Here is a 25,141-nt window from a genome sequence, read left to right as displayed (position 1 = left end):
GCCAAATTGTCAGAAAACTATTGATAAATTAAAAAAACTAGGCTATACTATTCTAGTAGAAAGTGGAGGTTCGGTTTGTCACACATTCAGGCTCAGGCAATTCAAATTGCCTACGAAGACAAGATTATCATCGATGACTTGTCTACCAGTATCCCACAAGGAAAAATTACCACCATCGTCGGAGCAAATGGCTGTGGCAAGTCAACGCTCTTAAAGGCTTTGACTCGGATTTTGCCTATCAAAAAAGGCGGAATTTATCTGGATGGAGAAGCTATTGCCAAACTCCCTACCAAGGCAGTGGCTAAAAAGCTTGCCCTTCTTCCTCAGGTTCTCGAAGCAACTGAAGGAATTACCGTCTATGAACTGGTTTCCTACGGACGCTTTCCCCACCAAAATGGACTGGGACATCTCTCTCCAGAAGATCGCGAGAAAATCGCCTGGGCTCTTGAAGTCACTCAAATCAGTTCATTTGCCGATCTGACAGTTGATTCATTGTCTGGCGGACAACGGCAACGCGTCTGGATTGCCATGGCTTTAGCCCAAGACACGGATACTATTTTTCTAGATGAGCCAACTACTTATCTTGACCTCAATCATCAGTTAGAAGTTTTGGAGTTGCTCCAAGAACTTAATCAGACCAGTGGGAAAACCATTGTCATGGTCCTACATGACCTCAACCTCTCTGCTCGATTTTCCGACCATATGATTGCCATGAAAGAGGGAGCTATCCGTTACCAAGGCTCGGCTCAGACCATCATGACTCAAGAAATCCTCAGAGATATTTTTAAGATTGATGCGCAGATTGTCCAGGCCCATCAGCAAGGTTATCCAATCTTGCTCTCTTATTCACTTTGTAAATAAAAATATAAGGAGATACCATGAAAAAAGTTTTTTCATTCTTTAGTTTACTTGTCGCAGTTCTTTTTCTAGCTGCTTGCTCTACTTCTTCTAAGCCAGAAAGCAAAAAAGAAGAAACTCAAATCTCAAGCATGCCGAAAATTGAAGGATTCAGCTACTATGGCAAAGTACCTGAAAATCCAAAGAAAGTCGTTAGCTTAAATTCATCCTATACTGGACATCTGATGAAATTAGGCTTAAATGTTGTCGGTGCTACTTCTTACGATAAGAAAAATCCCGTCTTGAAAGACAAGCTAAGTAAAGCAACCGAGGTTTCTAGTGAGGACCTCGAAGCTGTTGCAGCACTTAAACCAGATGTTATCGTTGTCGGTTCGACAGATGAAAATGTGAAACAATTGGCTGCAATTGCACCAACTGTCGTGGTTGAATACGGAAAACAAAATCACCTCGATATTTTTCTCAGCTGGGGAAAAGTCTTTGGACAAGAGGACAAGGCCAAGAAATGGTTGACAGAATGGAAAGAAAAGACTGCTAAAGTCGCTAAAGAAGTCAAAGCTGTAACTGGCGACAAGGCAACTTTTACCGTTATGGGTCTCTACGAAAAAGAAATCTACCTCTTCGGAAACAACTGGGGACGTGGCGGAGAAGTCATCCACCAAGATCTCGGTTATACTGCTCCTGAGAAAGTTTTGAAAGAAGTTTTCCCAACTGGTTACCTAGCTATTTCTCAAGAAGTTGTAGCTGACTATGCTGGAGATTATCTAATCGTTGCTGCAGAAGACGATAAAACTGGGTCAGCCCTCTATGAAAGTGAAGTATGGAAAAATCTTCCAGCTGTTAAAAATGGACGCGTTATTCGTGTTGATGCCAATGCTTTCTATTTCAACGATCCAATGACTCTAGAATACGAACTAGAAACTTTACGTGGTGCCATTCTTGCTACTAAAAACTAAACTCTTTTCAAAGGATAATTTTTCATGAGCCATTTATTAGCCAATGAAAATACCAATAAGCCAAAACCTTTTTGGCTTGTTTTTTTCATTATGACGCTCCTTCTCTTTCTAGGAATCTATCTCAGCCTCCGTTTTGGGGCAGTTTCCTATTCGCATCAGCAAGTCATGCAGGTGCTCACACACCCCTTTGCTACGTCAGAAATACAGAATATCATCCTAGACTTGCGACTCCCTCGCTTAACAGGGGCTATTCTGGTTGGAGCTGCTTTTGCAGTTGCAGGGGCCATTATGCAAGGGGTTACACGCAATTCAATTGCCGACCCTGGTTTGCTGGGAATCAATGCCGGTGCAGGATTGGCTCTGGCAGTAGGCTATAGCTTATTTTCACATCTGCATTATTCACAGATTTTACTATTTTGCCTCATGGGCTCCTTTCTAGCTGCGGTCCTCGTTTTTGGTCTATCCTATCACCCTCGTGGCTACAATCAAATTCGACTCATCTTAGCTGGGGCTATGGTAGCCACTTTATTACAAGCCATCGGACAAGCCTTAACCATTTATTTCCAGCTGTCAAATGCTCTGATTGGTTGGCAAGCAGGTGGTCTGATCGCTACTAACTGGAAAATGGTTGGTTTCATCGCTCCAGTTATCTTGATTGGTTTACTACTTGCACAGCTATTTTCCCATCAACTAACCATTCTTAGTTTAGACCAAACTATCGCTATGGCTTTAGGACAGAAAACGACAAAAATGACCTTTTTATTTTTAGGAATTGTGCTCTTGCTATCATCAGCAGCTGTTGCCTTAGTAGGGTCGGTTGCCTTTGTTGGCTTGATTATCCCTCATGTCATTCGGTCATTGACAAGTAAAGATTACCAGAAAATCCTTCCTCTTTCTGCACTAGCAGGTGCTTGTTTCTTCCTCTATGTCGACCTACTAGCTCGGTCAATTCGTCCACCGTACGAAACGCCACTCAACGCGATTATCAGCTTAATTGGACTACCTTGCTTTATTTGGTTAATTAGAAAGGGGAAACAATTATGATGAAAGGTAAAAACTTATGGCTATACTTTCTTGGCGCCATCATCTTAACCGCTCTTCTCTTTATTCTCTCTCTATCTCTAGGTTATAGTCGCTTGGGCATTAAAGATGTGCTAGACGTTCTTTTGGGGCAAGCACCTTCTTCTACCGTACTAATCATCGGTACCATTCGATTGCCACGTATTATCGTATGTGTCCTTGCTGGTGCATCTCTAGCTCTTAGTGGACAATTACTACAAACTCTAACCCGAAATCCACTAGCTGATTCTGGTATTTTAGGAATCAATGCTGGTGCTGGTATGGTGGTTGCCTTGATTATTTCCTTTACAGATTTATTGCAATCTAATACACTTGCCTTTATGCCACTCTTGGCGGTACTAGGTGGTGGTTTGACTATCCTTTTTGTCTACTTAGTTTCCTACAAAAGGCATGAAGGAATTAGCCCTAATCGACTGATTTTAGCTGGTATTGGTGTTTCTACTATGCTCTCTAGTACTATGGTAGCAATTGTTGGAAATATCGATCGCTATAAGGTCGAGTATATGGCAAACTGGTTAGCAGGACGCATCACTGGCGACAATTGGCAAACTATTGCAATTCTTTTCCCTATTCTGGTTTTACTATGGATAGCAACCTACAGTCTCAGTGCAAAACTAAATATCCTAAATCTCAATGACCAAGCTGCCCAGGGATTGGGTATTAATTTACCAAGAGAACGATTTACCATTTTGTTTTTATCAACCTGTCTAGCGGCTCTCAGTGTAATTCTCGTTGGAAATATCACTTTTGTGGGTCTAGTATCGGGACACATTACGCGTAAGTTAGTGGGAAGCAATCACCGTATTTCCTTACCATTTTCTATGCTGATAGGTATCGTACTTCTCCTCGTTTCAGACACCATCGGTCGTGTCTTTCTGGTCGGTACAGGCATTCCTACAGGAATCATCGTCTCCATCATCGGAGCACCTTACTTCCTTTATCTTATGAAACAAACAAAATGAACCTAGGACATTGCTCCAGGTTCATTTTTTCGTGAAATATTTTTTTAAGTGCTGCAATTCTTCTTCATCTAGGCTGCGATAGTGTCCTAAAGGCAAATCTCCTAGGTCAAACTCGCCAAAGCGGATTCGTTTGAGATAGGTCACCTTGACACCGTAAGCTAAAAACATCTTTTTCACTTGGTGAAATTTTCCTTCCGCAATCCGAATATGAGCGCAGCTTTTTTCCCTACCAGACGAAAGGATCTCCAGCTGAGCAGGCTTGCACTTGGTCCCGTCCAAAAACTCCACACCTGCTAAGAAAAATGTAAGAGCATCATCATCTAGAGGACCATTGACCTCCACATAATAGGTCTTTTCGATATGGTACTGAGGATGAAGTAACCGAAAACCCAGCGGTCCATTATTGGTCAACAAGACCAAACCTTCCGTATCCCGATTCAGTCGCCCAATGGGATAAATCCCCTCTACCCGATTTTCAAGCGCTAGCATATCCACCACCGTCTGGTGCTCCTTGTCTGTCACGGCCGTCACAACACCTGCCGGCTTGTGTAGCAAAAAATACTTGCTCCCATAGCCCCCAACAGGTCGCCCCGCCACTCGGATATCCTGCAAATCCGTATCCACAATCTGATCAATGGCCGTAACAATCTCCCCATCAATCCGAACTTGCCGACTATGCAATAATTTCTTGACTTGATTTCGCGAACCAAAGCCCGCCAGTCCTAATAACTTATCTAATCGCATAGAACTAGTATACCAAAAAAAAGAGTGGAACAAAAATCGTGATTTCGCAGAAATCAATTTTGTCGTCCCACCTCCGCACAGTTGGCTAGATTGGTCGAAATTACTTGCACAGCAAGGAATAAGAGCATTCAGTCAACCACTGCGTCAAACTGTTAAAATTACAAAAAATCAAGAACCTAGGACTGAGTCCCAGGTCCATCATCTAGGAGACTTATAATTTAGCTGCTGCCGCTTGGTCGACAATCACAACCACGTCAGCATGTTTTTGCAGAATAGAAGCTGGAAGTTCTTCGGTTACTGAGCCGTTGACCATGCCATAAACGGCATCTGCCTTTTCTGCACCATAAGCCATCAGTACAATCGTTTTTGATGCCATGATGTTGGCAATTCCCATTGAATAGGCTTGTTTAGGAACTTGATTTTCATCTTGGAAAAAGCGTGCGTTGGCTGCAATGGTAGACGGTGTCAAATCAACCACACGTGTCACACCTTCAAATGAAGCCCCAGGTTCATTGAAACCAATATGACCGTTGCGTCCAATACCTAGAATTTGGAAATCAATTGGATTTTCAGCCAGGATTTGATTGTAGCGAAGTGCTTCTTCTGCTGGATTTTCAGCCAATCCATTTGGCAAATAGCTGACTTTGAGAGGTTTTTCTGCAAAGAGATTTTCCTTCATAAAGTAAGCATAGGACTGTTCATCATCCGCTGATAAGCCGACATATTCATCCAAGTTCACTGATACCAATGAGGATAGGTCGACATCGCTAGCAACGATTTCTTTGTAAAATTCAATCGGTGTCGAACCTGTTGCCAATCCTAGTACCTTGGCACCTTGGTCTAATTTTTCTTTCAATAATTCAAAAGCAACTTTTCCGCCTTCAACTTGGTCTTTTACTGTGATGACTTTCATGGGTCTCTCCTTTGCTTGTTTGGTATATACCAATTGTCTGATTTCATTATACGGTATATACCAATTTTTGTCAAGCAAAATCTTTTTTATGGTATAATGTTTTTATGACTACACAATTATTGATTATCTTTTTATGGGGCGCAGCACTTTGTCTGGCCGCCTATTTTTTGAGACAATACAAGACTTGGAGAAATGCCCTAGCCATTCTAGGTAGCTTTCTGATGATTGCTCCGCTTGCGCTGATTCTCTACTTTTTATTGATTATTTTTGCTTAAGGAGACTTATGAATACTGCTGATTTTGATTTTTATTTGCCTGAAGAGTTGATTGCTCAAACTCCTTTGGAACAACGAGACAGTTCGAAGTTATTGGTCATTGACCGCGAAACTCATGACATGACCGACACACATTTTGACCATATTTTAGATGAGTTACACGCTGGTGATGCGCTGGTCATGAATAATACACGTGTTCTCCCTGCTCGTCTCTACGGTGAAAAACCAGATACACATGGCCACGTCGAATTTCTTCTTTTGAAAGACAAGGGAGGTAATCAGTGGGAAGTTTTGGCCAAGCCTGCCAAACGCCTAAAAGTAGGAACCAAGGTCTCTTTCGGAGATGGTCGCCTCACTGCCACTATCGTCGAGGAATTAGAACATGGTGGCCGCATCGTCGAATTTCACTATGAAGGTATCTTCCTAGAAGTGCTGGAAAGTTTGGGAGAAATGCCGCTTCCGCCATATATCCATGAAAAATTGGAAGACAAGGAACGCTACCAGACAGTCTATGCCAAAGAAAATGGCTCTGCTGCTGCACCGACTGCCGGCTTGCATTTCACAAAAGAATTACTGAAAAAAATTGAAGCCAAGGGTGTCAAACTAGTCTACTTGACACTCCATGTCGGGCTAGGAACTTTCCGTCCTGTCTCTGTGGATAAACTCGATGAACACGAAATGCACTCTGAATTTTACAATCTTAGTCAAGAGGCTGCAGATACTTTGAATCAAGTCAAGGCCAATGGTGGTCGTGTAATCGCTGTCGGTACGACTTCAATCCGCACTCTTGAAACCATTGGAAATAAATTTGACGGACAATTGCAGGCTGACTCCGGTTGGACCAATATCTTCATCAAACCAGGCTATCAATTCAAGGTCGTGGATGCTTTTTCAACCAATTTCCATCTTCCAAAATCAACCCTTGTCATGCTAGTATCTGCATTTTCCGGGCGTGAATTTGTCCTAGATGCCTACAAACACGCTGTCGAAGAACACTATCGCTTCTTTAGCTTTGGTGATGCCATGTTCGTCAAATAGGAGATTTTCTATGAATAAAATTGAAAGCCGCCATCAGGTCATTCGCTCCTTGGTATCGGAAAAGAAAATTCATACCCAACAAGAGTTACAAGATTTGCTCGAGTTAAACGGTATCTCTGTGACCCAATCCACCCTATCACGCGATATCAAACTTCTCAATCTTGTCAAAATCAACGAAGACGATACTTCCTATTATGTCATTAACAGCATTGCTCCCGCTCGTTGGGAAAAACGTCTGCGTTTTTACATGGAAGACGCCCTAGTCATGCTCCGTCCAGTCCAACACCAGGTTGTCCTCAAGACCTTGCCCGGTCTTGCCCAATCCTTTGGCTCCATCTTAGATGCCATGGAATTGACAGAGGTTGTCGCAACCGTTTGTGGAGATGACGTGTGTTTGATTGTCTGCGAGGACAATGACACTGCCCAAGCCTGCTTTGAAAAATTAAAAGAATACACACCTCCATTCTTTTTTAGCAATCGATAATATGTGAAAAGACCCTAGGTAAAGCCTAGGGCCTTTTCAAGAGAAAGAAGGAGCTGGATTATAATGGATTTCCTGCTAGGCGATAAATGGCTTCTGCATAGATATCCATAGCTCGATACAAGTCTTCTAGTGGGGCATGTTCATTTTCTTGATGCTCAGTCTGTGGTGTCGTTGGGAAACAGGCCCCGAAGGCGACACAGTTTGACATGGTTCGTGCAAATGTTGCTCCACCGGATGATTGAGCAGGGGTCATATCTCCTGTTTTTTCTCGGTAAACAGCCATCAGCGTAGAGACCAAGGGGCTATCTAGCGGAACATAAAGCGATGGCAGATAGTCAAATTCCTCGTAGGTCAGCTGGAAGTCCGTCGCTTTTTCAGACAATGTCCGAACCAAGGATTCCTTGTCTGCCAAAACAGGAATTCGGATATCCAGTCGGATCTCGGAATAGTCTTCTGTCAAACTAAGACTTGCAATATTAAAGCTGAGTTTTCCAGACGGTTGGTCTTCAACCAAGCCGAATAAACTAGCTCCTGTCGCATCTTCTCCAACTGCTTCTGCTATAAACCGAATCGCCGGATGATCTGTCACTGAAAGAAGAGCCTTAGCTAGGCGAACGATCGCATTCACCCCTTCACCTGCATCCTTGGAATGTTTGGCCAGACCCAAAACAGTCACCGAGTCGGCTGTTTTTTCATAGTCAAAGCCAAGCTTATCCAATTCGGCTAGGACAGTATCTAACCACGGACCGCTGTAACTAGCCTTGGCTGGTACGACATTGTAGGTTTGACCAGCTTCTAAGCTAAGATCTTTGGCTTCTGGACCTCGTAATGTCGCTTGAAGTAAGCCTTTTTCGGCATAGGTCAATGGGAATGATGAATCTGGTGCGAAGCCCATTGTGGCAGCTTCTTCCAGTTCATTGTAACGATGGAGGCAACGCCAGAGCGTTTCTTCATCTGTGCCAAATATAAAGCGAATGCGTTTATGGAAGATAACTCCTGCTTCGACCAAGGCTTTGACTGCATAGAGAGCCAGCATGGTTGGACCCTTGTCATCTTGCACACCACGGCCGTAAAGTTTGCCATCTCGAACGTCTGCTTCAAAAGGAGGAGAAACCCATTTCTCCAAATCCCCTGCAGGAACAACATCCAAATGGCAGAGAATCGCAAGTGTCTCCTCACCCTCTCCCAAGTCTGCATAGCCATAATAGCCTTGCGGATCAAGGTAGGTCTTGTAGCCCAGCCCCCTTGTCAACTCCAAGGTGTGTTCCAAGGCGTCTTGAATAGCTTGACCAAAGGGAGTACCATTTTCTCCTTCATGACAGACAGATGGAATGGCAACAATGTCTTTGATTGCTGCAAGCACCTCTGCCCGATGACTTTCTGTAATAAATGTCTTCATAGAACTCCTTTCTTCTTTTCATTATAAAACGTTTAGAAGAAGGTTGCAATGACCAAGATAGCGATACTTGCAAGGAAAACAAGCACAATCAACTTAGCAATGTATTTCCACCATGTACCAATTTCAATACGTCCGAGGGCAAGTGCTCCCATTACGATACCAGAAGTTGGTGTCACTAGATTGAGCAAACCTGAAGCTGATTGGAAGGCTGTGACAACCAAATGAGCTGGAACTTTTGCAAATTCGCCCAAAGGGGCCATAATACCCATGGTCGCTCCTGCTAGACCAGATGTGGATGGAATTAAGAAGGACATTGGCAAGTAGAAAATGTAGGTCAAGACGATGAAGAGTTGTGAAGAGAGACCTTTCAAGCCTTCTTCGCCCCAGTGAAGAATGGTCGCAGTGATGGCACCATCGTTCATAACAACTTGAATACCACGCGCAACAGCACAAATCAAGGCAACGCTGAGCAAGTCTGCTACCCCGTTCATAAACACTTGGATAAAGCGAGATTCTGAAATACCGTAGACAATACCAATCAAAATCGCCATCATGAAGAAAAGCATGGTGATTTCTTGGAAGTACCAAGTTCCCAAGGCAGCTGTTTTCCCAAATACGACACCCAATACAGGAATGTTTTGAAGAGCATCATTCAGACTTGTAAATAAGGTAAAATGTTTGTTCAAATCTGCCCATGGAATCAAGCTAATCACCATGATGATAAAGGTTGCTGCAAAAATCCAGAGCACTCCTTTTTGTTTGCCACTTAGAGTCGCATTGTCTTCGGTTCTTAATTTGAAATAAGCAAGGTCTTCGTCTCGTTTTGCAAAAACATAGGATTTTTCAGGATTGTGCTCAATTTTTCCTGCATAGCGGTAAACATACATAACTGAGATACCGTACATGACAACGAAAAATACCAAGCGCCAAATAATCCCATCAGCAAGTCCGATTCCGGCAGCATCTGACGCTACCCCCGTCGCAAATGGATTGACCGTTGAGGCCAAGCAACCAATTTGTGAACCAATCAGGACAATAGACACCGCAGTTATGGTGTCAAATCCAACGGCTAACATAACAGGGATAATCAGAGGATAGAAAGCCATTGTTTCTTCACCCATGCCGTATGTGGAACCACCGAGGGCAAACAAGAGCATGAGAACAGGAATCAACATCTTTTCGCGGCCTTTGTATTTTTTAACAACCGCCGCAATCCCTGTATCTAAAGCACCCGTTTCTGTAACGACACCGAGAAAACCACCAACCATCAGGATAAAGAAAGAAACTTCAATTGCCCCTGATGTCTTGCTGGTCCCAATCATCCCACGGACTGACGCCATAAAAATGTCATAGAGTCCTTGCTTGCTTGAAGCAATGCGTTGATAAGTTCCAGCAATCAAATTTCCAGCGTCATCCGTCTTGTACTGGCCTGCTGGAATCAGCCAAGTCATGACAGCCATAATGGCGATGATGATGAACAAAACAGTGAAAGATGAAGGCATCCTAAAGCCTTTTTTCTCTTTTTGAGCCATGTCATTAACCTCCTAAATAATATATGCGTGTCCAGATCGGACTTTTCTCCGATTGATTTGTAGCTTGTGCTCTTCCGACAGAAAGCACTTGATGTTTTTGTAACCGTTTACAAAAACTCTTGTCCTAAAGGGAGCTCCGAGTTGATTTCCAGCTCCCTTTTCAATCTATCCTTTTGAAATAATCGTGCCGCTTTCTGACTCAATCAAGGCACCGAGATTTTCAAGCGATGTGATAACGGCTTGTGATTCAGGCTTGTGATTGACAAAAGCCATGGCAGCTTGAATTTTTGGTAGCATTGAGCCTGGTGCAAATTGGTTTTGTCCAATGTATTCTTCCAATTCAGCTACCGTTACCCGTTCCAATTTCTCTTGGTTTGGTTTGTTAAAGTTGACAAAGACATAATCCACACCGGTCAAGACGATAAAGAGATCTGCATCCACCAATTCAGCCAAGCATTGGGAAGCAAAGTCCTTATCAATAACGGCTTCAACGCCTGTCAAGGTCCCATCAGCCTCTTTAACGACTGGGATACCGCCACCGCCAGCCGCAACCACCACTTCGCCCGCATTCAACAGTGTGCGAATGGTTGTGATTTCTTTGATACCAATTGGTTTAGGTGAGGCAACAACCTTGCGCCAGCCACGACCAGCATCTTCTTTGAAAGTGGCTCCCGTCTTTTCAGCTTCAGCTTTTGCCTCTGCTTCTGTGTAGAATGGGCCGATTGGTTTGGTCAAATTTTCAAAAGCTGGGTCATCCTTGTCCACAACCACCTGTGTCACAAGAGAGACCACTTCTTTTTCAATCCCTTCCTTGGCCAATTCGTTTTCGAGAGCATTTTGTAGCCAAAATCCGATAGAGCCCTCTGTCATGGCAACAAGTGAATCCAATGGAAAGGCAGGATTTTTAATGGAATCCGCCGCCAAATTTTGCAGTAATAAGTTACCAACTTGCGGTCCATTTCCATGGGTGATGATGAGCTCATCTCCATTTTTTATCAGTTTCACCAGGTGCTTGGCTGTTTGAACCAAGGCTTCTTTTTGAGCTTTTGCTGATGGGTCTGAGGAGAGGATTGCATTCCCTCCCAAGGCCACTACGATTTTACGATTTGTCATAGCTTCTCCTTTTTCTCTGATAATAGAATAGTGGATTTCTTTCGTTTTCAAACGAGGCTTGTAAAATCAAAGAAACTCACTATCATCTCATATAAAAATAGGAGGACTGGGCTTTTGCCTCAGCCCTCCAGCTGTTTGTCAGACAAGACGTCCAACAGGTGCACTTGTAAACTTATACTTTTGGAATAAAGAGCTCGCCCAATGTAGCTGCCATAACTGCTTTGATGGTGTGCATGCGGTTTTCAGCTTGGTCAAACTGGCGAGCGTATTTGCTGCGGAAGACTTCATCTGTCACTTCCATTTCTTCTACACCAAATTTTTCTGCTACATCTTTGCCATAAACCGTATTGGTATCGTGGAAGGCTGGCAAGCAATGCAAGAAGATGAGATTATCATTTTGAGCTTTCTTAATCAAGTCCATATTCACTTGATAAGGTTTAAGCAAGGCTACGCGTTCTGCAAATTTAGCTTCTTCACCCATTGATACCCAAACGTCTGTGTAGAGGACATCTGCTCCTTTGACAGCTTCATCGGCATCTTCCGTCACGAGAATATGAGCGCCAGATTCTTTTGCAAAACCTTCAGCAAGAGCTACAACATCTTCTGCTGGGAAGAGTTCTTTTGGAGAGAAGATATGAACATTGACACCAAGGATAGCACCAGTTACCAAAAGGCTGTTTGCCACGTTGTTACGACCATCACCGCAATAAACCAATGTCAAACCTTCTAATTTGCCAAAGTTTTCTTTCACAGTCAAGTAGTCAGCCAACATTTGAGTTGGGTGCCATGCATCTGTCAAACCATTCCAAACTGGTACACCTGAAAACTCTGCTAATTCTTCTACCATTTTTTGGCTGAAACCACGGAATTCAATCCCGTCAAACATACGACCAAGAACTTTTGCTGTGTCTTCTGTGGACTCTTTCTTGCCAAGCTGGATATCATTTGCTCCCAAGTATTCTGGATGAGCACCCAGATCAATAGCTGCAGTGGTAAAAGCTGCACGAGTCCGAGTAGAAGTCTTTTCAAACAAGAGCGCAATGTTCTTGCCTTCTAGATAACGGTGGGAAATATGGCGTTTTTTCAAATCTTTCAAGTGCGCTGCAAAGTCAATCAAGTATTCCAACTCTGCACGTGTAAAATCTTTTTCTGCTAAAAAATGTCTGCCTTTAAATACGGATGTTGTCATATGCTTCCTCTTTCTATCTCATTCGTTTTTCTATCAAATATCCTCGCGCTCAAATGGCATGGACATACAACGTGGACCGCCACGGCCTCGTACCAATTCACTTCCTGAAATCTTAATCAAGCGAAGACCTTTGGATTCGAGAATGGCATTTGTGATTGTATTGCGTTTGTAAACCACTACGACACCAGGTGCGATGGTCAATGTATTGGAGCCATCATTCCATTGTTCTCGTCCAGCAGCAACATTGTCACCGCCACCGCAACGAATCAAGTCAACTTTTTCAACTCCGAGATTTGCTGCAAGAAGTTCTGCTAAGTCAACTTTTTCTTCTACGATATGTAATTCTTCATTTTCATAAGTGACAGAGTAGACGCGAAGGTCACCTTCAATTTCTGGGTGAATGGTGAATTTATCATAGTCCACCATAGTGAATACAGTGTCCAAATGCATGAACTTGCGGCTATTTGCAAATTCAAAGGCTAAAACCTTCTTGAAGCCAACTCCCCGTTCGAAGATATTGACCAAGAGTTTTTCAATAGACGCTGCATCTGTCCGTTGAGAAATCCCTACTGCTAGCACGTCTTTTGAAAGCACCAACTCATCTCCACCTTCGATACGAGTTGACTCACTTCTGTCATAGACAAATGGAACTTTGCCTGCATAATCTGGATGATGAGTAAAGATGTACTTACCATAAATGGTTTCGCGATTACGCGTTTCAGAGTACATATGGTTGAGCGAAACAGAGTTGCCAATCGTCGCAAATGGATCACGAGTGAAGTAGAGATTTGGCATTGGGTCGATGGCGAATGGATAATTGGATTCTACCAAGTCTGTCAGACCCTTTTCTTCTGCACAAATTTCTGGTAATTCTGATTTCTTAACACCAGCCATTGTTTTTTCAATCAATTCTTGATTGTCGGTGATATTCATCAAAAGCGCACGAAGGGCTTTTTTCGTTGCCCGGCCACGAATATTGGCTTCTTCTAAGTATTCGTTGATGAAGGCTTCTCGAATTTCTGGAGTGACCAGAGACTCAGCTGCAAGCTGTTCCAAGTAGAGAACTTCCACTCCTTCATCACGAAGGGCTTGAGCAAATGCATCGTGCTCTTTTTGGGCGTCTTCTAAGAATGGAATATCATCGAACAAGAGTCGTTCGAGATAGTCAGGCATCAGATTTTCAATTTCTTTACCCGGACGGTGTAGCATAACTTTTTTCAGTTTTCCGATTTCTGAAAAAACATGAATAGGATTTTGTGACATGTGAATCCCTCCTTTTTACCTGTTGTAAGTTTCCTTACCCTTTGTTGATACTACTATACCACCAAATTTAAAACGCTTACACGAAGTATTTGACAATTTATTTGCCAAATATTGTACATTTTAACACAAATTTTTTCATTTTTATATAAATGACAACGCTTTCTTTGACTATTTTATCGATTTTACTCCTTTTTTGAATAAATATTTTTATTGAAAATAAGAAAAAACCGAAACTCTAGCGAGTCTCGGTCAAATGTTCTAAAAAATAATCCTTATCCAAAAAAGTCAGTTGCTTGTGGGAATAACTAATCCGATTTTCCTGCTTCAGCCGCTTCATGACTTGACTAGCAGTCTCCCTAGTGGTCGCAGATAATCGGGAAATTTCTTGGATATGGATGGTAAAGGGGAGCGTATCTAATTGAGCCGGTAGGCAGATGTCCCAGTACATGAGGGCCAGAACTTGCTCCACCCGGTCGCTAGCTCGGGATATCATTGCATTGCGCAAGCGCAGCTCCTCAAAACGCAAAATTTTTGCCAGCTTCTTGGCGATAAAGAGCATCTGGCGCGGATTGATTTTCGAAAATTCTTCGTAATCATCCATAGGAATCATAAAGTATTCCAAATCTGTCTCCGCTACCGCTGTGTAATGGTAGAGACCATCATTGAACATATCACCAAATGGGAAGGCCTCTCCTTGGCGGATATAGTCCAGATAGGTGTAGGTCCCCGTCTGGTCATACTGCTCTATCCGCGCATAACCTTGAAATAAGACAAATAAGTAATCACGACGATCGCCACCAAAGAAAAATATCTGTCCTTTCGGGATTTTACGAAAGCGAATTTCCTTAGCAATCTGGTCAAAATGCTCAACAGGAAAATGTTGAAAAATGGGATTGTTTCGTAAATAGCGATACTGGTCGTTTGTGATCATTCCGTGCAATATGCCTTCCACTTTCTTTTTTAATATATTATAACATATTTTAAACCACTTTAAAACGCTTTCTTTTTTCTGTAAAAGGATACAAAAACGTCAAACCCCTACTAGCTATTTCAGATCCGTCTATCATTTTTAACAAAATAAAAACATACTAAGCTTAGTAGTGAAGAAATCTCCGACGGGAGAAATCTTCACTACTTTTTCTTTTTTGATAAAGTAGAGGTGTCTTGTTAAGCCGAAGGGGCTTTAGACGCTAGACGTCGCAATAAAAACTAGCAAGACACCTGTTTTAGTTAAAATCTGGTCACAGTATGTGGGACGTTCAACGTCGAGTATTGAAAATGAGATAGCTAAAACAAGGAATCTGACAAGATAAACGAGGTAATCTTATACGTACAGTATTTGGAATTGATGTGAGTAAAGTAAGCTCTGAAGTGGCTATTCTGGTCAATAGTGAAAAAGTTCATGGCTATTCGATACCCAATGACGCTATCGGTTTTTCGAGGTTGTTAAAGGACTTGAAATCTGTTCAAAACCCAGAAATCATCTTTGAAGCTACAGGTGCCTATACTCGGTTAAACCCTCTAGAAGCCAAAAAGCAATTAGACAGTTTGCGAGTACGTAAAACAGATAAGATTGATGCAGAAAAATTGGCTGAGTCACAATTTATCTTCAATCGCAAGCCTACTTATCGTCAAAAAGAAGTTTACCAAAATTTGCGTGACCTTAGTCGCTTCTATCAAAATCTGACTGAAGACACCGTCCGTGCTAAGAATCGTCTTCATAAGGTCTTGCAAGTGACTTTCCATGAGCTGGAACAACTGCTATCCACACCAACAGGAGAACAATACTGGAATTTAGTTAAGGCCTTTCCAAATAAGAACTTTGTCTTGGAGTTATCAGAAACGGAATTGACAGACGTTATCCTACAATCCACTACTTAAACGGATTTCTGGAAAACGAGTCTCTTCCTTGGTTGATAAATTAGCGGAACTAGCTAAACAGTCTTATTCAGCTGTACAAAAAACTCTCCAATGGTCGAAGAAGTGAGATACTATGCACAAGAACTGCTTAGACTTACAGAACGGATACAAATCGTATTGGATGAAATGGTCAGCTTGCTCAGCCATTACCTGAACATGAGATACTACTTTCTATCCCTGGTATCGCATAGACTACAGCTACAAGCATTATTGCGAATTGGGAGACATTCGTCGGTTTCAGTCTGCCAATCAAATCAACGCTTTTATTGGCATTGACTTACGGCACTACGAATCTGGAAACTATCTGGCACAAGAACATATTACAAAGCGTGGCACCCCTTATGCCAGAAAGATTTTATTTAAGTGTATCCATAACATCACTTCTGCCAGTCACACAAATCCCTCTCACATCGCTGACTTCTATAAGAAACGAAAAAAACAATCGCAAGTCAGCTCAACCAAGCCACATACGATTGCCTCAATACATCGCCTTATTCGGACAATGTATTACCTCATAACGCATAATAAACTTTATGATTACCGTTTAGCTAAAAATCAGTAAAGATAACTATGCCATACTATTGTAACACCTTATTAAAAAATCACTAAATAAGGTGCTGTCTGTGTGTACACTTTTTTCTGTCAAAATGACCTAAAAAAAGGCAATAGACATCATCATTCTACTGACTTTCTAAAAAATGATTCCAATAAGCGTTGATATACTTGACAAATGGTAGAAAAACACCCCCAAAATTAGAGAAGTTCTCTAACCCTAGAAGTGTTTGGTAAAATCATCCTTGTCCTATTTCACCAGAATCGCTAGCGCTTGGTAAGGTTTCAAGGTCACAGTCTCTGTTACAGTAACGTCAGCATAATTACTGATAAGGACTTGACCATTGACATAGTCAGCTGGCAAGTCAAGAGTGACGTCATCTGCAAAGAAGTTGTTGAGAACAAGAAGTTTTTGACCGTCCAACTGACGTTCAAAAGCGTAAACCTTGTCGCTGTCTGTGTAGGCCGCCTTGTAGTCACCTTCTGCAATCAATGGTATGTCTTTACGGAGTTTGATGAGTTTTTGATAGAAGGTAAAGATTGATCCTGATTGTTCAGAGACCACGTTAATTTCTTTATATGATTTACCGGCTTTGAGCCATGGGATACCTGTGGTAAAGCCAGCATTTTCGCTCGCATCCCATTGCATTGGCGTACGAGAATTATCACGCGATTTGGTTTGGATAATCTTGAAGGCTTCTTCTGGAGTCTTGCCTTCATCCAACATGATTTGGTAGGCATTGAGACTTTCAACATCCACATAGTCAGCCATTGAATCATAGTCTGGGTCAATCATGCCGATTTCTTCACCCATGTAGATATATGGTGTGCCACGTGACAAATGAATAGAAGCTGCCAACATAGTTGCTCCTTCATTGCGGAAATTTTTGACATCCACAAAACGATTGAGAGCGCGTGGTTGGTCATGGTTATTGTAGAAGAGAGCATTCCAACCATCTCCCTCGCTCATGCCTTCTCCCCAAGAATGGAAGAGGTCACGAAGGGCGATGAAGTCAAAGTCCATGATGGTCCATTTTTGCCCCTCCTTGTAGTCGACTTTAAGATGGTGGAAGTTGAAGGCCATTGACAATTCTTCACGCTCTGGTGCCGTGTAGAGAATACAATTTTCAATGGTTGTTGCAGACATTTCACCAACGGTCATGAAAGAATCATCTTGGCCAAAGCTGGCATTGTTCATCATTTTGAGGTAGTCATGGGTGATTGGGCGGTCAGTGTAGGCTGGTTTACCGTCATTGATTGGGCAATCTTCCAGAACCTCATCTTTCCCAATCAAGTTGATAACGTCGAAGCGGAAGCCTTTGACACCCTTGTCACGCCAGAAATTAACCACCTTAAAAAGTTCTTCACGGACATGAGGGTTGCGCCAATTGAGGTCTGCTTGAGTCACGTCAAAGAGGTGGAGGTAGTATTTGCCTGTATCGCCAAACGGTGCCCAGGCATTGCCACCGAATTTTGAAACCCAGTCGGTTGGCTCATCACGAAGGATGAAGAAGTCTTGATAGAACTTGTCACCAGCAAGGGCTTTTTGGAACCATTCATGCTCTGTTGAACAGTGGTTGAGTACCATATCCAACATGAAGTCAATATTGTGCTTACGACCAACCGCAATCATTTCTTCAAAATCAGCCATGGTGCCGAAGTCTGGATTGACAGCCGTGTAATCGGCGACATCATAACCATTGTCACGTTGTGGACTTGGGTAAAATGGGTTGAGCCAAATCATATCAATGCCCAACTCTTCAAGGTAAGGCAGTTTTTCAATGATACCACGAAGGTCTCCAACACCATTGCCAGTTGTGTCCTTGTAAGATTTTGGATAAATTTGATAGACAACTTTACGTTTATCGATTGCCATGGGTGTCTCCTTTTTCTTTTTTCATACTCATTAAAATTTAAAAACTGATTTTTGATATTTTCTAACGTAGCAGGTTTATCAATGGTTAAAATCACTGATAAACTACGGTAATCGCTATGGCAACTTACCTAGCTACCTTACTAATTCCATTTTCAAAATGTTATCGATTTTGAAAATTCCATGTTGTGAGATAGTGCGGACGGAAGAAGAAATTATCCAGGGAATGATGAGAAAAACTTTGTTTTTCCTATCTGTCACCTCTAACAGTCTCCCAGACTGTGAGAGCAATCCTAAGATTGAGCCCCCTCACGTCTTTGTTTTAAGGCTCGGGCAAAATAAGTCCACTGGACTTATTCTCTCTCAAAAATTCCGTTATTAGTAACAGCATTGCTGTTACTAATAATTTCACTACGGCGAAAATATCAGGTTTGACTCACTTCGTTCGCTTTTCTAATTTCTAATATTCCATTATCAGATATGTAAATTAAGTTTGCTAGTTTTGATTTTTATTTGAAAATAAACTAAAGGCAGGGCTAGCTACCTTTGAACCTCTAGCTTGCACTGGAAAATGCGTCAAGTCCAGTTTTCATGGACTGGACTTGAAACAATTATATCTATCTCTATTAGAGTTTACGCGCTGTCATCAATTTTTCACCACGCTGGATAGCTCTTGGGAAATCGTGTTCAGCGATTGGCAAGAAATTATCTTGGTTAGTGATGATAACAGGTGTTTCAACTGGGTAACCAGCTGCCTTGATAGCGTCAATGTCAAAGCTAATCAATTTATCACCAGCTTTAACCTTTTCACCTTGAGCTACGTGTGCTGTAAAACCTTTACCTTCAAGGTTAACAGTATCCATACCGATGTGCATCAAGAGCTCAACACCGTCTTCTGACACCAAACCAACAGCGTGTTTAGTTGGGAAAAGAACTGAAACAGTTGCATCAACTGGAGCCACCAATTCACCTTCGCTTGGTTCGATGAGGACACCTTGTCCCATCACACCTTGAGCAAATACAGCATCTTGTGCCTGACTAAGTTCTTTCATTTCCCCAGTCAATGGGCTAATAAGAGTGACTAGAACACCTGCTTCAAGTCCAGTTTCTTCAACGACTGGTTCTTGAAGAGGAACATCAAGCACTGCATCTTCTTCCGTCTTAGCAAGAATACCTGTTTTTTTGAAGAAAATTGTCAAGAAGAATGGTACTATAACAGCTACTGCCATACAGATAAAGAAGAAGCCCATATATTTGATATTGATTGACAAGAAGCCTGGAAGGCCACCAACACCGATAGCGTTAGCTTGAATGTTGAAGGTGGTTGATAAGAAACCCGCAATCCCCGAACCAATCATACCCGCAACAAATGGGTAGATGTATTTCACGTTAACCCCAAAAAGGGCTGGTTCTGTAACACCAAGGTAGGCTGAGATAGTTGCAGGAAGAGAGATTTGTGCTTCCTTCTTATCATGACGGTGCATCCAGTAGTAACCAAGAACGGCAGAACCTTGAGCGATGTTTGACAAAGCAATCATTGGCCACAAACCAGTTGTGTGAGTGCTAGTATCCGCAATCAATTGCGTGTCGATAGCGTTAGTCATATGGTGAAGACCAGTGATAACGAATGGAGCATAAACAGCACCGAAGATTGCTCCGAAGAGCCATTTGAAGGATCCAGTCAAACCAGCAAGAACGACTGCTGAGATACCTTTACCGATAGTCCAACCAAGAGGGCCGAGCACTGTGTGGGCCAAGATAATGGCTGGCAGCAAGGACAAGAATGGTACAAAAATCATTGAAATAACTTCTGGGATACGTTTACGCCAAAAAATTTCAAGGTAAGACAAGCTGAGACCTGCAAGGAGGGCTGGAATAACTTGTGCTTGGTAACCGATTTTATTAACTGTAAAGAAACCAAAGTCCCAAACCCAACTCTTAGCAATTTCAGCTGCTGGAGTCCCTGCTACTGCGTAAGCATTGAGCAACTGCGGTGACACCAAACAAATACCAAGAATAATACCAAGGATTTGAGTTGTTCCCATTTTACGAGTAACAGACCAAACGATACCTACTGGCAAGAAGTGGAAAATCGCTTCACCTGGAAGCCATAAGAAGGAGTTCACTCCATTCCAAAATTGTGAAACTTGGATAATCGTGTTATAAACCGGCTCACCATTTGCATCAAATACTGGCTTCCCGTCAGCCATAGCTTGGCCAAGCGCTTCAAAAGGAACTCCTTCAAGAATATTACGGAAACCAAGAATCAAACCACCTACGATGATAGCTGGAATGATTGGTGTAAAGATTTCAGCCAACATGGTCAGTACGCGCTGAATTGGATGTTGATTTTGTTTGGCAGCTGACTTAGCTACTTCTTTTGACACGCCTTCAATACCTGACACGGCTACGAAGTCATTGTAGAAGATTGGCACATCGTTACCAATGATTACTTGGAACTGACCAGCATTGGTGAAAGTTCCTTTTACTGGTGCTAGACTTTCGATAGCTTTGACATCGGCTGCCTTGTCATCATTCAAGACAAAACGCATGCGAGTCGCACAGTGAGTCACTGCACTGACATTGCTCTTACCACCGATGGCATCTAGGAGGCTTTGAGCTTCTTTTTCAAATTTTCCCATCGTATTTTTCCTTATACCTTTTCATATTTTTTGCAATCACTGCTACCATAGTACACGTCTACTATCCCCCAAGAGGTTATCGACCTGTTTCATAATCTCTACAATCATTGCAAGGGACAAAGTATCAACTGGTTTTCCAGCTTAAAACAACTAAAATCATAAATGCATTTGATTTACATCTACATTGTAAGCGATGTACTATTTGTATGCAAGTTGTTTGGTGCATCTTTTCTGATTTTTTGATAAAATAAGGCGATTTGTATGCTCATTTAAAAACAAGTATGAAAACAATTGAAGGAAAGCAGAAAAAATGAAAAAATATGAAATGATTTTCAAAGAATTAGAACAAAAAATTTTAGATGAATACTACAAGGGAGGAGACTTTTTACCAACCGAAAAAGAGCTGACCATAGAGTATCAAGTTAGCCGGGATACAATCCGAAAATCTTTATCGCTACTGTCTCAAGCCGGACTCATCACCAAAGTACAAGGCTCAGGGTCACAGGTCACCCAACAAGAACATATCACCTTCCCAGTTTCCGAACTGATCAGCTATCAAGAACTTGTTAGCAGTCTAGGACTTTCTTCCAAAACCAATGTGCTCTTTTTAGAGAAAATCCGGATTGATCAAAAACTACATCAGTACACTGGCTTTCCCATTAATAGTATTGTCTGGAAGATTATTCGTCAACGATTAGTCGATGGAATAGCTACTGTTCTAGATATCGATTATTTATCTGCTCGGTTGGTTCCGCGTATGAGCAAAGAAATTGCTGAAAAATCCATCTATGCTTATTTGGAAAAAGAGCTACATCTCGAAATCGCTTTTGCGCGAAAGGATATTCTAATTGATCATGTCCATGAACAAGACAAACAATATTTGGAAATAGGAGAGGATCGCCATGTCGTTTCTATAAAATCTCAGGTTTATTTAGAAGATCAGCGACAGTTCCAATTCACTGAAAGCCGACATAAATTGGATAAGTTTCATTTCATCGACTTCTCCCGCCGTATGAAATTGTAGAAATAACTCATCCTATCATAAAACGCATATCTCATAATGGAGACATGCGTTCTTTTATTGCTTATTTCGCTGCTGCGTACAATTCAGCTACCTTATTCCAGTTGATGATATCAAAGAATGCTTTGATGTAGTTTGGACGTACGTTACGGTAGTTGAGGTAGTAAGCGTGTTCCCAAACGTCAAGTGCCAAGATTGGTTTTTTGCCTTCCATGATTGGAGTGTCTTGGTTAGCTGTTGAAACAACTTCCAATTTACCTTCTGCATTGACAACGAGCCAAGCCCAACCTGAACCAAAACGTGTTGTTGCTGCGGCTGTGAAGGCGGCCTGGAATTCTTCAAATGAACCAAATGCTTCGTTGATAGCTGCTGCTACTTCTTCTGTGATGTCTGTTTTTTCAGGTGAAAGGAGTTCCCAGAAAAGGGCATGATTCAAGTGACCACCACCGTTGTTGATGACTGCTTGGCGGATGTCTGCTGGGATAGCGTCAACATTAGCCAACAAAGCTTCTAGATCTTCACCGATTTCTGGGTGTTTTTCAAGAGCTGCATTCACATTTGCCACGTAAGTTGCATGGTGTTTATCATGGTGAAGCGTCATTGTTTCTGCATCAATAGCTGGTTCAAGAGCATCGTATGCGTACGGAAGATCTGGTAAAATAATTGCCATTTTGGTTTCCTCTTTTCATTTATATGGCTTTATTATATCGAATTCTGAGATAGCTTTCAAAACATTTGTCCGTGATTTAAACCAGGTTGGCAATCTTGAGCAAGGTCATATCAAATAGGAAATCCTTCTCGTAAACACCCGTTTTAATCTGATAGTCCGTCTTAATCAAGAGCCGCACCACTTCCTTCAAAAATCCAAGCGATAAGCCTCGTGAATCTCTCAAGGCAAACTTGACTTGGTAGGGATTGACCTTTCGCCCTTGAATATCGGATAATTCGGTGACAATCTGCTGCTCGCCCCGTCCTTCATGAGTCAGTAACTGCACCTGCAAATAGGTCCGAAATTGGGTCAACAGTACGGCTAATAACTTGATTTCATCTTCTCCTTGTAAGCGCAAGTCGCGCACCAAGCTCTGGGCCTGATTGATTTTTTTAGACAAGATAAGTTGGGTCAAGTCAAACAAGTTGTCCTGCAAGGTTTTCGGAATGGCCAGCTGAATATCCTGATGTGAAATCACAGCTCCCGCTTTGTAGGATTGCAGAAAGACTAAATTTTTTGTCATTTCAGCAAAATCAAGATTCGACTTGACCAAGAGTTCCTCAAAGACGCCAGGCTCCATCTGAATCCCCAAACGGGCTACTTCTTTTTGGAAATAATTTTTCAGGTCAGCCTCTTTCATCTCGTTGGCTTCCAAGACACGCGCATCTCGTTTGAGAATCTTGACCAAGCGGCGCTTACTATCTAATTTCCCCTGAGCGAAAATCACCAAGCGTGTGGTGTCAACAGGATTTTCCAGATAAACTTCAAATTGTTTGAGCTCATCGTCTGTCAAATAACGCTTCTTATCCGTCGTTAAATCCGCAAAATAATCCAATAGGACAATCTTCTCATCAGAGAAAAAAGGCAGCGATACCAAGTCCAAATCTACCTGAGTGTAATCCGACTCTGACATATCAAAATAGGCATAAGCCAAATCACTAGCATCAAATGCAATTTGCTTGAGAAATGCTGACTTTGCTAGTTGAAATTGACCAGGATCATCGCCCGTCAAAACAGTCACCAAGCCCAACTTTTCTTTCTTTATTGTTTGAATTTCTTCTATAATATTCATGATTTCCTCGTATTCTTGCCCTATTATATCATTTTTAGCAGCAAAAAACCGCTCATGGCGGCTTTCCTTATCTTCGATAGCGACGGCTATAAGCCGCACTTTGTGAACGACTGCGACGACGTTGTTTTGCTCTAAATTTAAAATATGCCTTCGTAAGTAAAAATAAACCAAGAGCACCTGCTACAACAATAACTACAAAGATAGGCAGAGAGAGTCTGAATTGATTGGTAGCGGGGCTAGTCCCCTTACTTGACGGTATTGTTTTAGCCGCACTTGCTGCATCTGTCGCTGCTACACCTGAAGACGGGTCAACGGTTCCTGCGATTTGCAAGAGATTTCCATTCAAAGTCAATTGAGGAGATTCGCCCGCTTTGACCAGACCGTAAAGGTTATCTTTGGTGACAATCTGCTTGCCGGCCACATCTTGCTTGCCTGCTGGTGCGATGACTTGTCGGCTGTATTCTGAAAATGTCTTATCTAAAAGCGTATTGATAAAGTAATGTCGGTAGTATTCGCCGTCTTGGTCTGACCAGTCTCCCACTCCCATGACCACGGTAATCAAGCGAATGCCATTGCGCTTGGCTGTCACGATAGCATTAAAAGCAGCACTCGGACTAGAACCTGTTTTTAATCCATCAACACCTTCATAGCCATACTGCAAGCCTGGCAAGGAATAATTATAGGCGTCAAATGTTTCTTCCAACGGTGTACCCGCCTTGACAGTGACCTTGGGATTTTTTGTAAATTCTAGCACCTTTGGGTGCTTTTTCAACAAATGGTAACTTAGAATCGCCAAATCCTTAGCAGTTGTGTCATTTGGAAATTCATGGTTGTAACCAGCTGGGGCATAGTATCCTTCAAAGGCAGAGGCAACTGCACCCGATGCATTGTTAAAATGCGTATTGGTCATTCCAAGGTCTTTGGCCGTTTTATTCATCAGGTCCAAAAAGCTAGCATCATCACCACCATGGATCAAATGAGCCAACATCAGAGTGGTTACATTGGACGATGGAACCAAAGTCATGGTCAACAACTCGCGAACAGTATAGCTTTGTCCTGCTACAATTTTATTATTACTGAGAGCATAAATCCCTGCAATCGCTTGGTCGGTCTCTGTTGCTGTTACTTGCGTATCCAGATTGATTTTTCCTGCGGTGATAGCTTCAAAGGTCAAGTAGACCACCATGGTTTTTGTCGTACTAGCTGGGTCTCGAATGGCATCTGCATTTTCTGCCCAAAGGACCTGACCGGATTCCGCATCCAGTACAATAGACGCCTTAGGAACCATGGCTTCCGTTGCTGGATAGCCTGCTTTTTGCGTCATTGTTAACAAGTCATCTTGGGCCGATACAAGACCTGTCCCTACAAAGAGACTCCAGAGCACGGTCCCCATGACAAATAATACTTTTTTCATATAGCCTCCTTTTGTGAAATCACTTTCATTTTATCATAGACAAGATGATTTTTCTAGCATTTTCAGCAAGATATCGTACATTTTGTTCATTTTCAAAGAATGAAGCGCTTCTCGTCAGAATACGTGATAAAAATGG

The 25,141-nt window shown here is 42.2% G+C and carries 21 protein-coding genes and 1 pseudogene; 9 read left to right on the top strand and 13 right to left on the bottom strand.

The genetic code is table 11. The features are described 5' to 3' along the window. Window positions 1-75: 75 nt before the first annotated feature. The 4 genes from J2T50_RS00795 to J2T50_RS00780 are packed head-to-tail and all read left to right on the top strand — an operon-like array spanning window position 76 to window position 3,853. A complete protein-coding gene (locus J2T50_RS00795) occupies window positions 76-861 on the top strand; it encodes an ABC transporter ATP-binding protein (RefSeq protein ID WP_253362685.1) in 786 nt (261 codons plus the stop codon). Window positions 862-878: 17 nt separating this feature from the next. Further along, window positions 879-1,811, top strand: coding sequence for an iron-hydroxamate ABC transporter substrate-binding protein (locus J2T50_RS00790; protein WP_253362683.1), 933 nt, complete (start codon window positions 879-881; stop codon window positions 1,809-1,811). A gap of 24 nt (window positions 1,812-1,835) precedes the next feature. Beyond that, complete coding sequence (locus J2T50_RS00785) at window positions 1,836-2,855, top strand: FecCD family ABC transporter permease (protein WP_253362681.1); 1,020 nt, start codon at window positions 1,836-1,838, stop codon at window positions 2,853-2,855. Next, window positions 2,852-3,853, top strand: a complete 1,002-nt coding sequence (locus J2T50_RS00780; RefSeq protein WP_253362679.1) for a FecCD family ABC transporter permease — start codon at window positions 2,852-2,854, stop codon at window positions 3,851-3,853. Before J2T50_RS00785 ends, J2T50_RS00780 begins: the two co-directional genes overlap by 4 nt. A gap of 21 nt (window positions 3,854-3,874) precedes the next feature. Here J2T50_RS00780 and J2T50_RS00775 read toward each other — a convergent pair whose 3' ends face one another. Continuing rightward, a complete protein-coding gene (locus tag J2T50_RS00775) occupies window positions 3,875-4,597 on the bottom strand; it encodes a pseudouridine synthase (protein ID WP_253362677.1) in 723 nt (240 codons plus the stop codon). A 211-nt stretch (window positions 4,598-4,808) separates the two neighbouring features. Beyond that, entirely contained in the window at window positions 4,809-5,510 is a 702-nt protein-coding gene (locus J2T50_RS00770) for a glucosamine-6-phosphate deaminase (protein WP_253362675.1), read from the bottom strand. A gap of 104 nt (window positions 5,511-5,614) precedes the next feature. On the opposite strand from J2T50_RS00770, the gene J2T50_RS00765 reads away from it, so the two are divergent. From J2T50_RS00765 to J2T50_RS00755, 3 genes are read left to right on the top strand one after another with little or no spacing between them, the layout of a single operon-like run. After that, window positions 5,615-5,785: a hypothetical protein gene (locus J2T50_RS00765; RefSeq protein ID WP_253362673.1), complete on the top strand. Its 171-nt coding sequence runs from the start codon at window positions 5,615-5,617 to the stop codon at window positions 5,783-5,785. Between the two features lie 8 nt (window positions 5,786-5,793). Beyond that, a complete protein-coding gene (gene queA, locus J2T50_RS00760) occupies window positions 5,794-6,822 on the top strand; it encodes a tRNA preQ1(34) S-adenosylmethionine ribosyltransferase-isomerase QueA (protein WP_253362671.1) in 1,029 nt (342 codons plus the stop codon). Between the two features lie 10 nt (window positions 6,823-6,832). Next, complete coding sequence (locus J2T50_RS00755) at window positions 6,833-7,306, top strand: arginine repressor (protein ID WP_253362669.1); 474 nt, start codon at window positions 6,833-6,835, stop codon at window positions 7,304-7,306. 58 nt (window positions 7,307-7,364) lie between these two features. On the opposite strand, the gene J2T50_RS00750 is transcribed toward J2T50_RS00755, so the two are convergent. The 6 genes from J2T50_RS00750 to J2T50_RS00725 form a co-directional block, all read right to left on the bottom strand. Further along, window positions 7,365-8,705 (bottom strand): dipeptidase, encoded by a 1,341-nt coding sequence (locus J2T50_RS00750; RefSeq protein ID WP_253362667.1) that lies wholly within the window; start codon window positions 8,703-8,705, stop codon window positions 7,365-7,367. Between the two features lie 32 nt (window positions 8,706-8,737). Then, a complete protein-coding gene (locus tag J2T50_RS00745; protein ID WP_253362665.1) occupies window positions 8,738-10,237 on the bottom strand; it encodes a YfcC family protein in 1,500 nt (499 codons plus the stop codon). Window positions 10,238-10,402: 165 nt separating this feature from the next. Continuing rightward, window positions 10,403-11,350: a carbamate kinase gene (gene arcC / locus J2T50_RS00740; protein WP_253362663.1), complete on the bottom strand. Its 948-nt coding sequence runs from the start codon at window positions 11,348-11,350 to the stop codon at window positions 10,403-10,405. Window positions 11,351-11,522: 172 nt separating this feature from the next. After that, on the bottom strand, window positions 11,523-12,539 hold the full coding sequence (argF, locus tag J2T50_RS00735) for an ornithine carbamoyltransferase (protein WP_253362661.1): 1,017 nt from the start codon (window positions 12,537-12,539) through the stop codon (window positions 11,523-11,525). Window positions 12,540-12,572: 33 nt separating this feature from the next. After that, window positions 12,573-13,802, bottom strand: a complete 1,230-nt coding sequence (gene arcA, locus J2T50_RS00730) for an arginine deiminase (protein ID WP_253362659.1) — start codon at window positions 13,800-13,802, stop codon at window positions 12,573-12,575. Window positions 13,803-14,037: 235 nt separating this feature from the next. Then, entirely contained in the window at window positions 14,038-14,733 is a 696-nt protein-coding gene (locus J2T50_RS00725; protein WP_253363285.1) for a Crp/Fnr family transcriptional regulator, read from the bottom strand. 395 nt (window positions 14,734-15,128) lie between these two features. On the opposite strand from J2T50_RS00725, the pseudogene J2T50_RS00720 reads away from it, so the two are divergent. After that, a pseudogene (locus tag J2T50_RS00720) lies at window positions 15,129-16,284 on the top strand (IS110 family RNA-guided transposase). Window positions 16,285-16,524: 240 nt separating this feature from the next. Here the strand turns inward: J2T50_RS00720 and treC are convergent. Beyond that, window positions 16,525-18,150, bottom strand: a complete 1,626-nt coding sequence (gene treC, locus J2T50_RS00715; RefSeq protein WP_253362657.1) for an alpha,alpha-phosphotrehalase — start codon at window positions 18,148-18,150, stop codon at window positions 16,525-16,527. A 623-nt stretch (window positions 18,151-18,773) separates the two neighbouring features. Further along, on the bottom strand, window positions 18,774-20,789 hold the full coding sequence (gene treP, locus J2T50_RS00710; protein WP_253362655.1) for a PTS system trehalose-specific EIIBC component: 2,016 nt from the start codon (window positions 20,787-20,789) through the stop codon (window positions 18,774-18,776). Window positions 20,790-21,099: 310 nt separating this feature from the next. Here treP and treR point away from each other — a divergent pair, with 310 nt between their 5' ends. Next, window positions 21,100-21,813: a trehalose operon repressor gene (treR, locus tag J2T50_RS00705; RefSeq protein WP_253362651.1), complete on the top strand. Its 714-nt coding sequence runs from the start codon at window positions 21,100-21,102 to the stop codon at window positions 21,811-21,813. 61 nt (window positions 21,814-21,874) lie between these two features. On the opposite strand, the gene sodA is transcribed toward treR, so the two are convergent. The 3 genes from sodA to J2T50_RS00690 all read right to left on the bottom strand — a co-directional run bounded on the left by sodA (window position 21,875) and on the right by J2T50_RS00690 (window position 25,005). Further along, window positions 21,875-22,480, bottom strand: a complete 606-nt coding sequence (sodA, locus tag J2T50_RS00700; protein WP_253362649.1) for a superoxide dismutase SodA — start codon at window positions 22,478-22,480, stop codon at window positions 21,875-21,877. A 76-nt stretch (window positions 22,481-22,556) separates the two neighbouring features. Next, the gene (gene holA / locus J2T50_RS00695; protein ID WP_253362647.1) at window positions 22,557-23,591 is read right to left on the bottom strand and encodes a DNA polymerase III subunit delta; all 1,035 of its coding nucleotides are present in this window, start codon (window positions 23,589-23,591) and stop codon (window positions 22,557-22,559) included. Between the two features lie 67 nt (window positions 23,592-23,658). Continuing rightward, the gene (locus tag J2T50_RS00690; RefSeq protein WP_253362644.1) at window positions 23,659-25,005 is read right to left on the bottom strand and encodes a D-alanyl-D-alanine carboxypeptidase family protein; all 1,347 of its coding nucleotides are present in this window, start codon (window positions 25,003-25,005) and stop codon (window positions 23,659-23,661) included. Between the last annotated feature and the right edge of the window lie 136 nt (window positions 25,006-25,141).

The sequence above is a fragment of the Streptococcus gallinaceus genome (assembly GCF_024170225.1).
GTDB classification, from domain to species: Bacteria; Bacillota; Bacilli; order Lactobacillales; family Streptococcaceae; genus Streptococcus; species Streptococcus gallinaceus.
This window is presented reverse-complemented; position numbering and strand designations above follow the sequence as displayed.

Coding starts and splice junctions, on each gene's coding strand:
- J2T50_RS00790 (WP_253362683.1), top strand. CDS start 879: ATGAAAAAAGTTTTTTCATTCTTTAGTTTACTTGTCGCAGTTCTTTTT.
- J2T50_RS00785 (WP_253362681.1), top strand. CDS start 1,836: ATGAGCCATTTATTAGCCAATGAAAATACCAATAAGCCAAAACCTTTT.
- J2T50_RS00780 (WP_253362679.1), top strand. CDS start 2,852: ATGATGAAAGGTAAAAACTTATGGCTATACTTTCTTGGCGCCATCATC.
- J2T50_RS00775 (WP_253362677.1), bottom strand. CDS start 4,597: ATGCGATTAGATAAGTTATTAGGACTGGCGGGCTTTGGTTCGCGAAAT.
- J2T50_RS00770 (WP_253362675.1), bottom strand. CDS start 5,510: ATGAAAGTCATCACAGTAAAAGACCAAGTTGAAGGCGGAAAAGTTGCT.
- J2T50_RS00765 (WP_253362673.1), top strand. CDS start 5,615: ATGACTACACAATTATTGATTATCTTTTTATGGGGCGCAGCACTTTGT.
- queA (WP_253362671.1), top strand. CDS start 5,794: ATGAATACTGCTGATTTTGATTTTTATTTGCCTGAAGAGTTGATTGCT.
- J2T50_RS00755 (WP_253362669.1), top strand. CDS start 6,833: ATGAATAAAATTGAAAGCCGCCATCAGGTCATTCGCTCCTTGGTATCG.
- J2T50_RS00750 (WP_253362667.1), bottom strand. CDS start 8,705: ATGAAGACATTTATTACAGAAAGTCATCGGGCAGAGGTGCTTGCAGCA.
- J2T50_RS00745 (WP_253362665.1), bottom strand. CDS start 10,237: ATGGCTCAAAAAGAGAAAAAAGGCTTTAGGATGCCTTCATCTTTCACT.
- arcC (WP_253362663.1), bottom strand. CDS start 11,350: ATGACAAATCGTAAAATCGTAGTGGCCTTGGGAGGGAATGCAATCCTC.
- argF (WP_253362661.1), bottom strand. CDS start 12,539: ATGACAACATCCGTATTTAAAGGCAGACATTTTTTAGCAGAAAAAGAT.
- arcA (WP_253362659.1), bottom strand. CDS start 13,802: ATGTCACAAAATCCTATTCATGTTTTTTCAGAAATCGGAAAACTGAAA.
- J2T50_RS00725 (WP_253363285.1), bottom strand. CDS start 14,733: ATGATCACAAACGACCAGTATCGCTATTTACGAAACAATCCCATTTTT.
- treC (WP_253362657.1), bottom strand. CDS start 18,150: ATGGCAATCGATAAACGTAAAGTTGTCTATCAAATTTATCCAAAATCT.
- treP (WP_253362655.1), bottom strand. CDS start 20,789: ATGGGAAAATTTGAAAAAGAAGCTCAAAGCCTCCTAGATGCCATCGGT.
- treR (WP_253362651.1), top strand. CDS start 21,100: ATGAAAAAATATGAAATGATTTTCAAAGAATTAGAACAAAAAATTTTA.
- sodA (WP_253362649.1), bottom strand. CDS start 22,480: ATGGCAATTATTTTACCAGATCTTCCGTACGCATACGATGCTCTTGAA.
- holA (WP_253362647.1), bottom strand. CDS start 23,591: ATGAATATTATAGAAGAAATTCAAACAATAAAGAAAGAAAAGTTGGGC.
- J2T50_RS00690 (WP_253362644.1), bottom strand. CDS start 25,005: ATGAAAAAAGTATTATTTGTCATGGGGACCGTGCTCTGGAGTCTCTTT.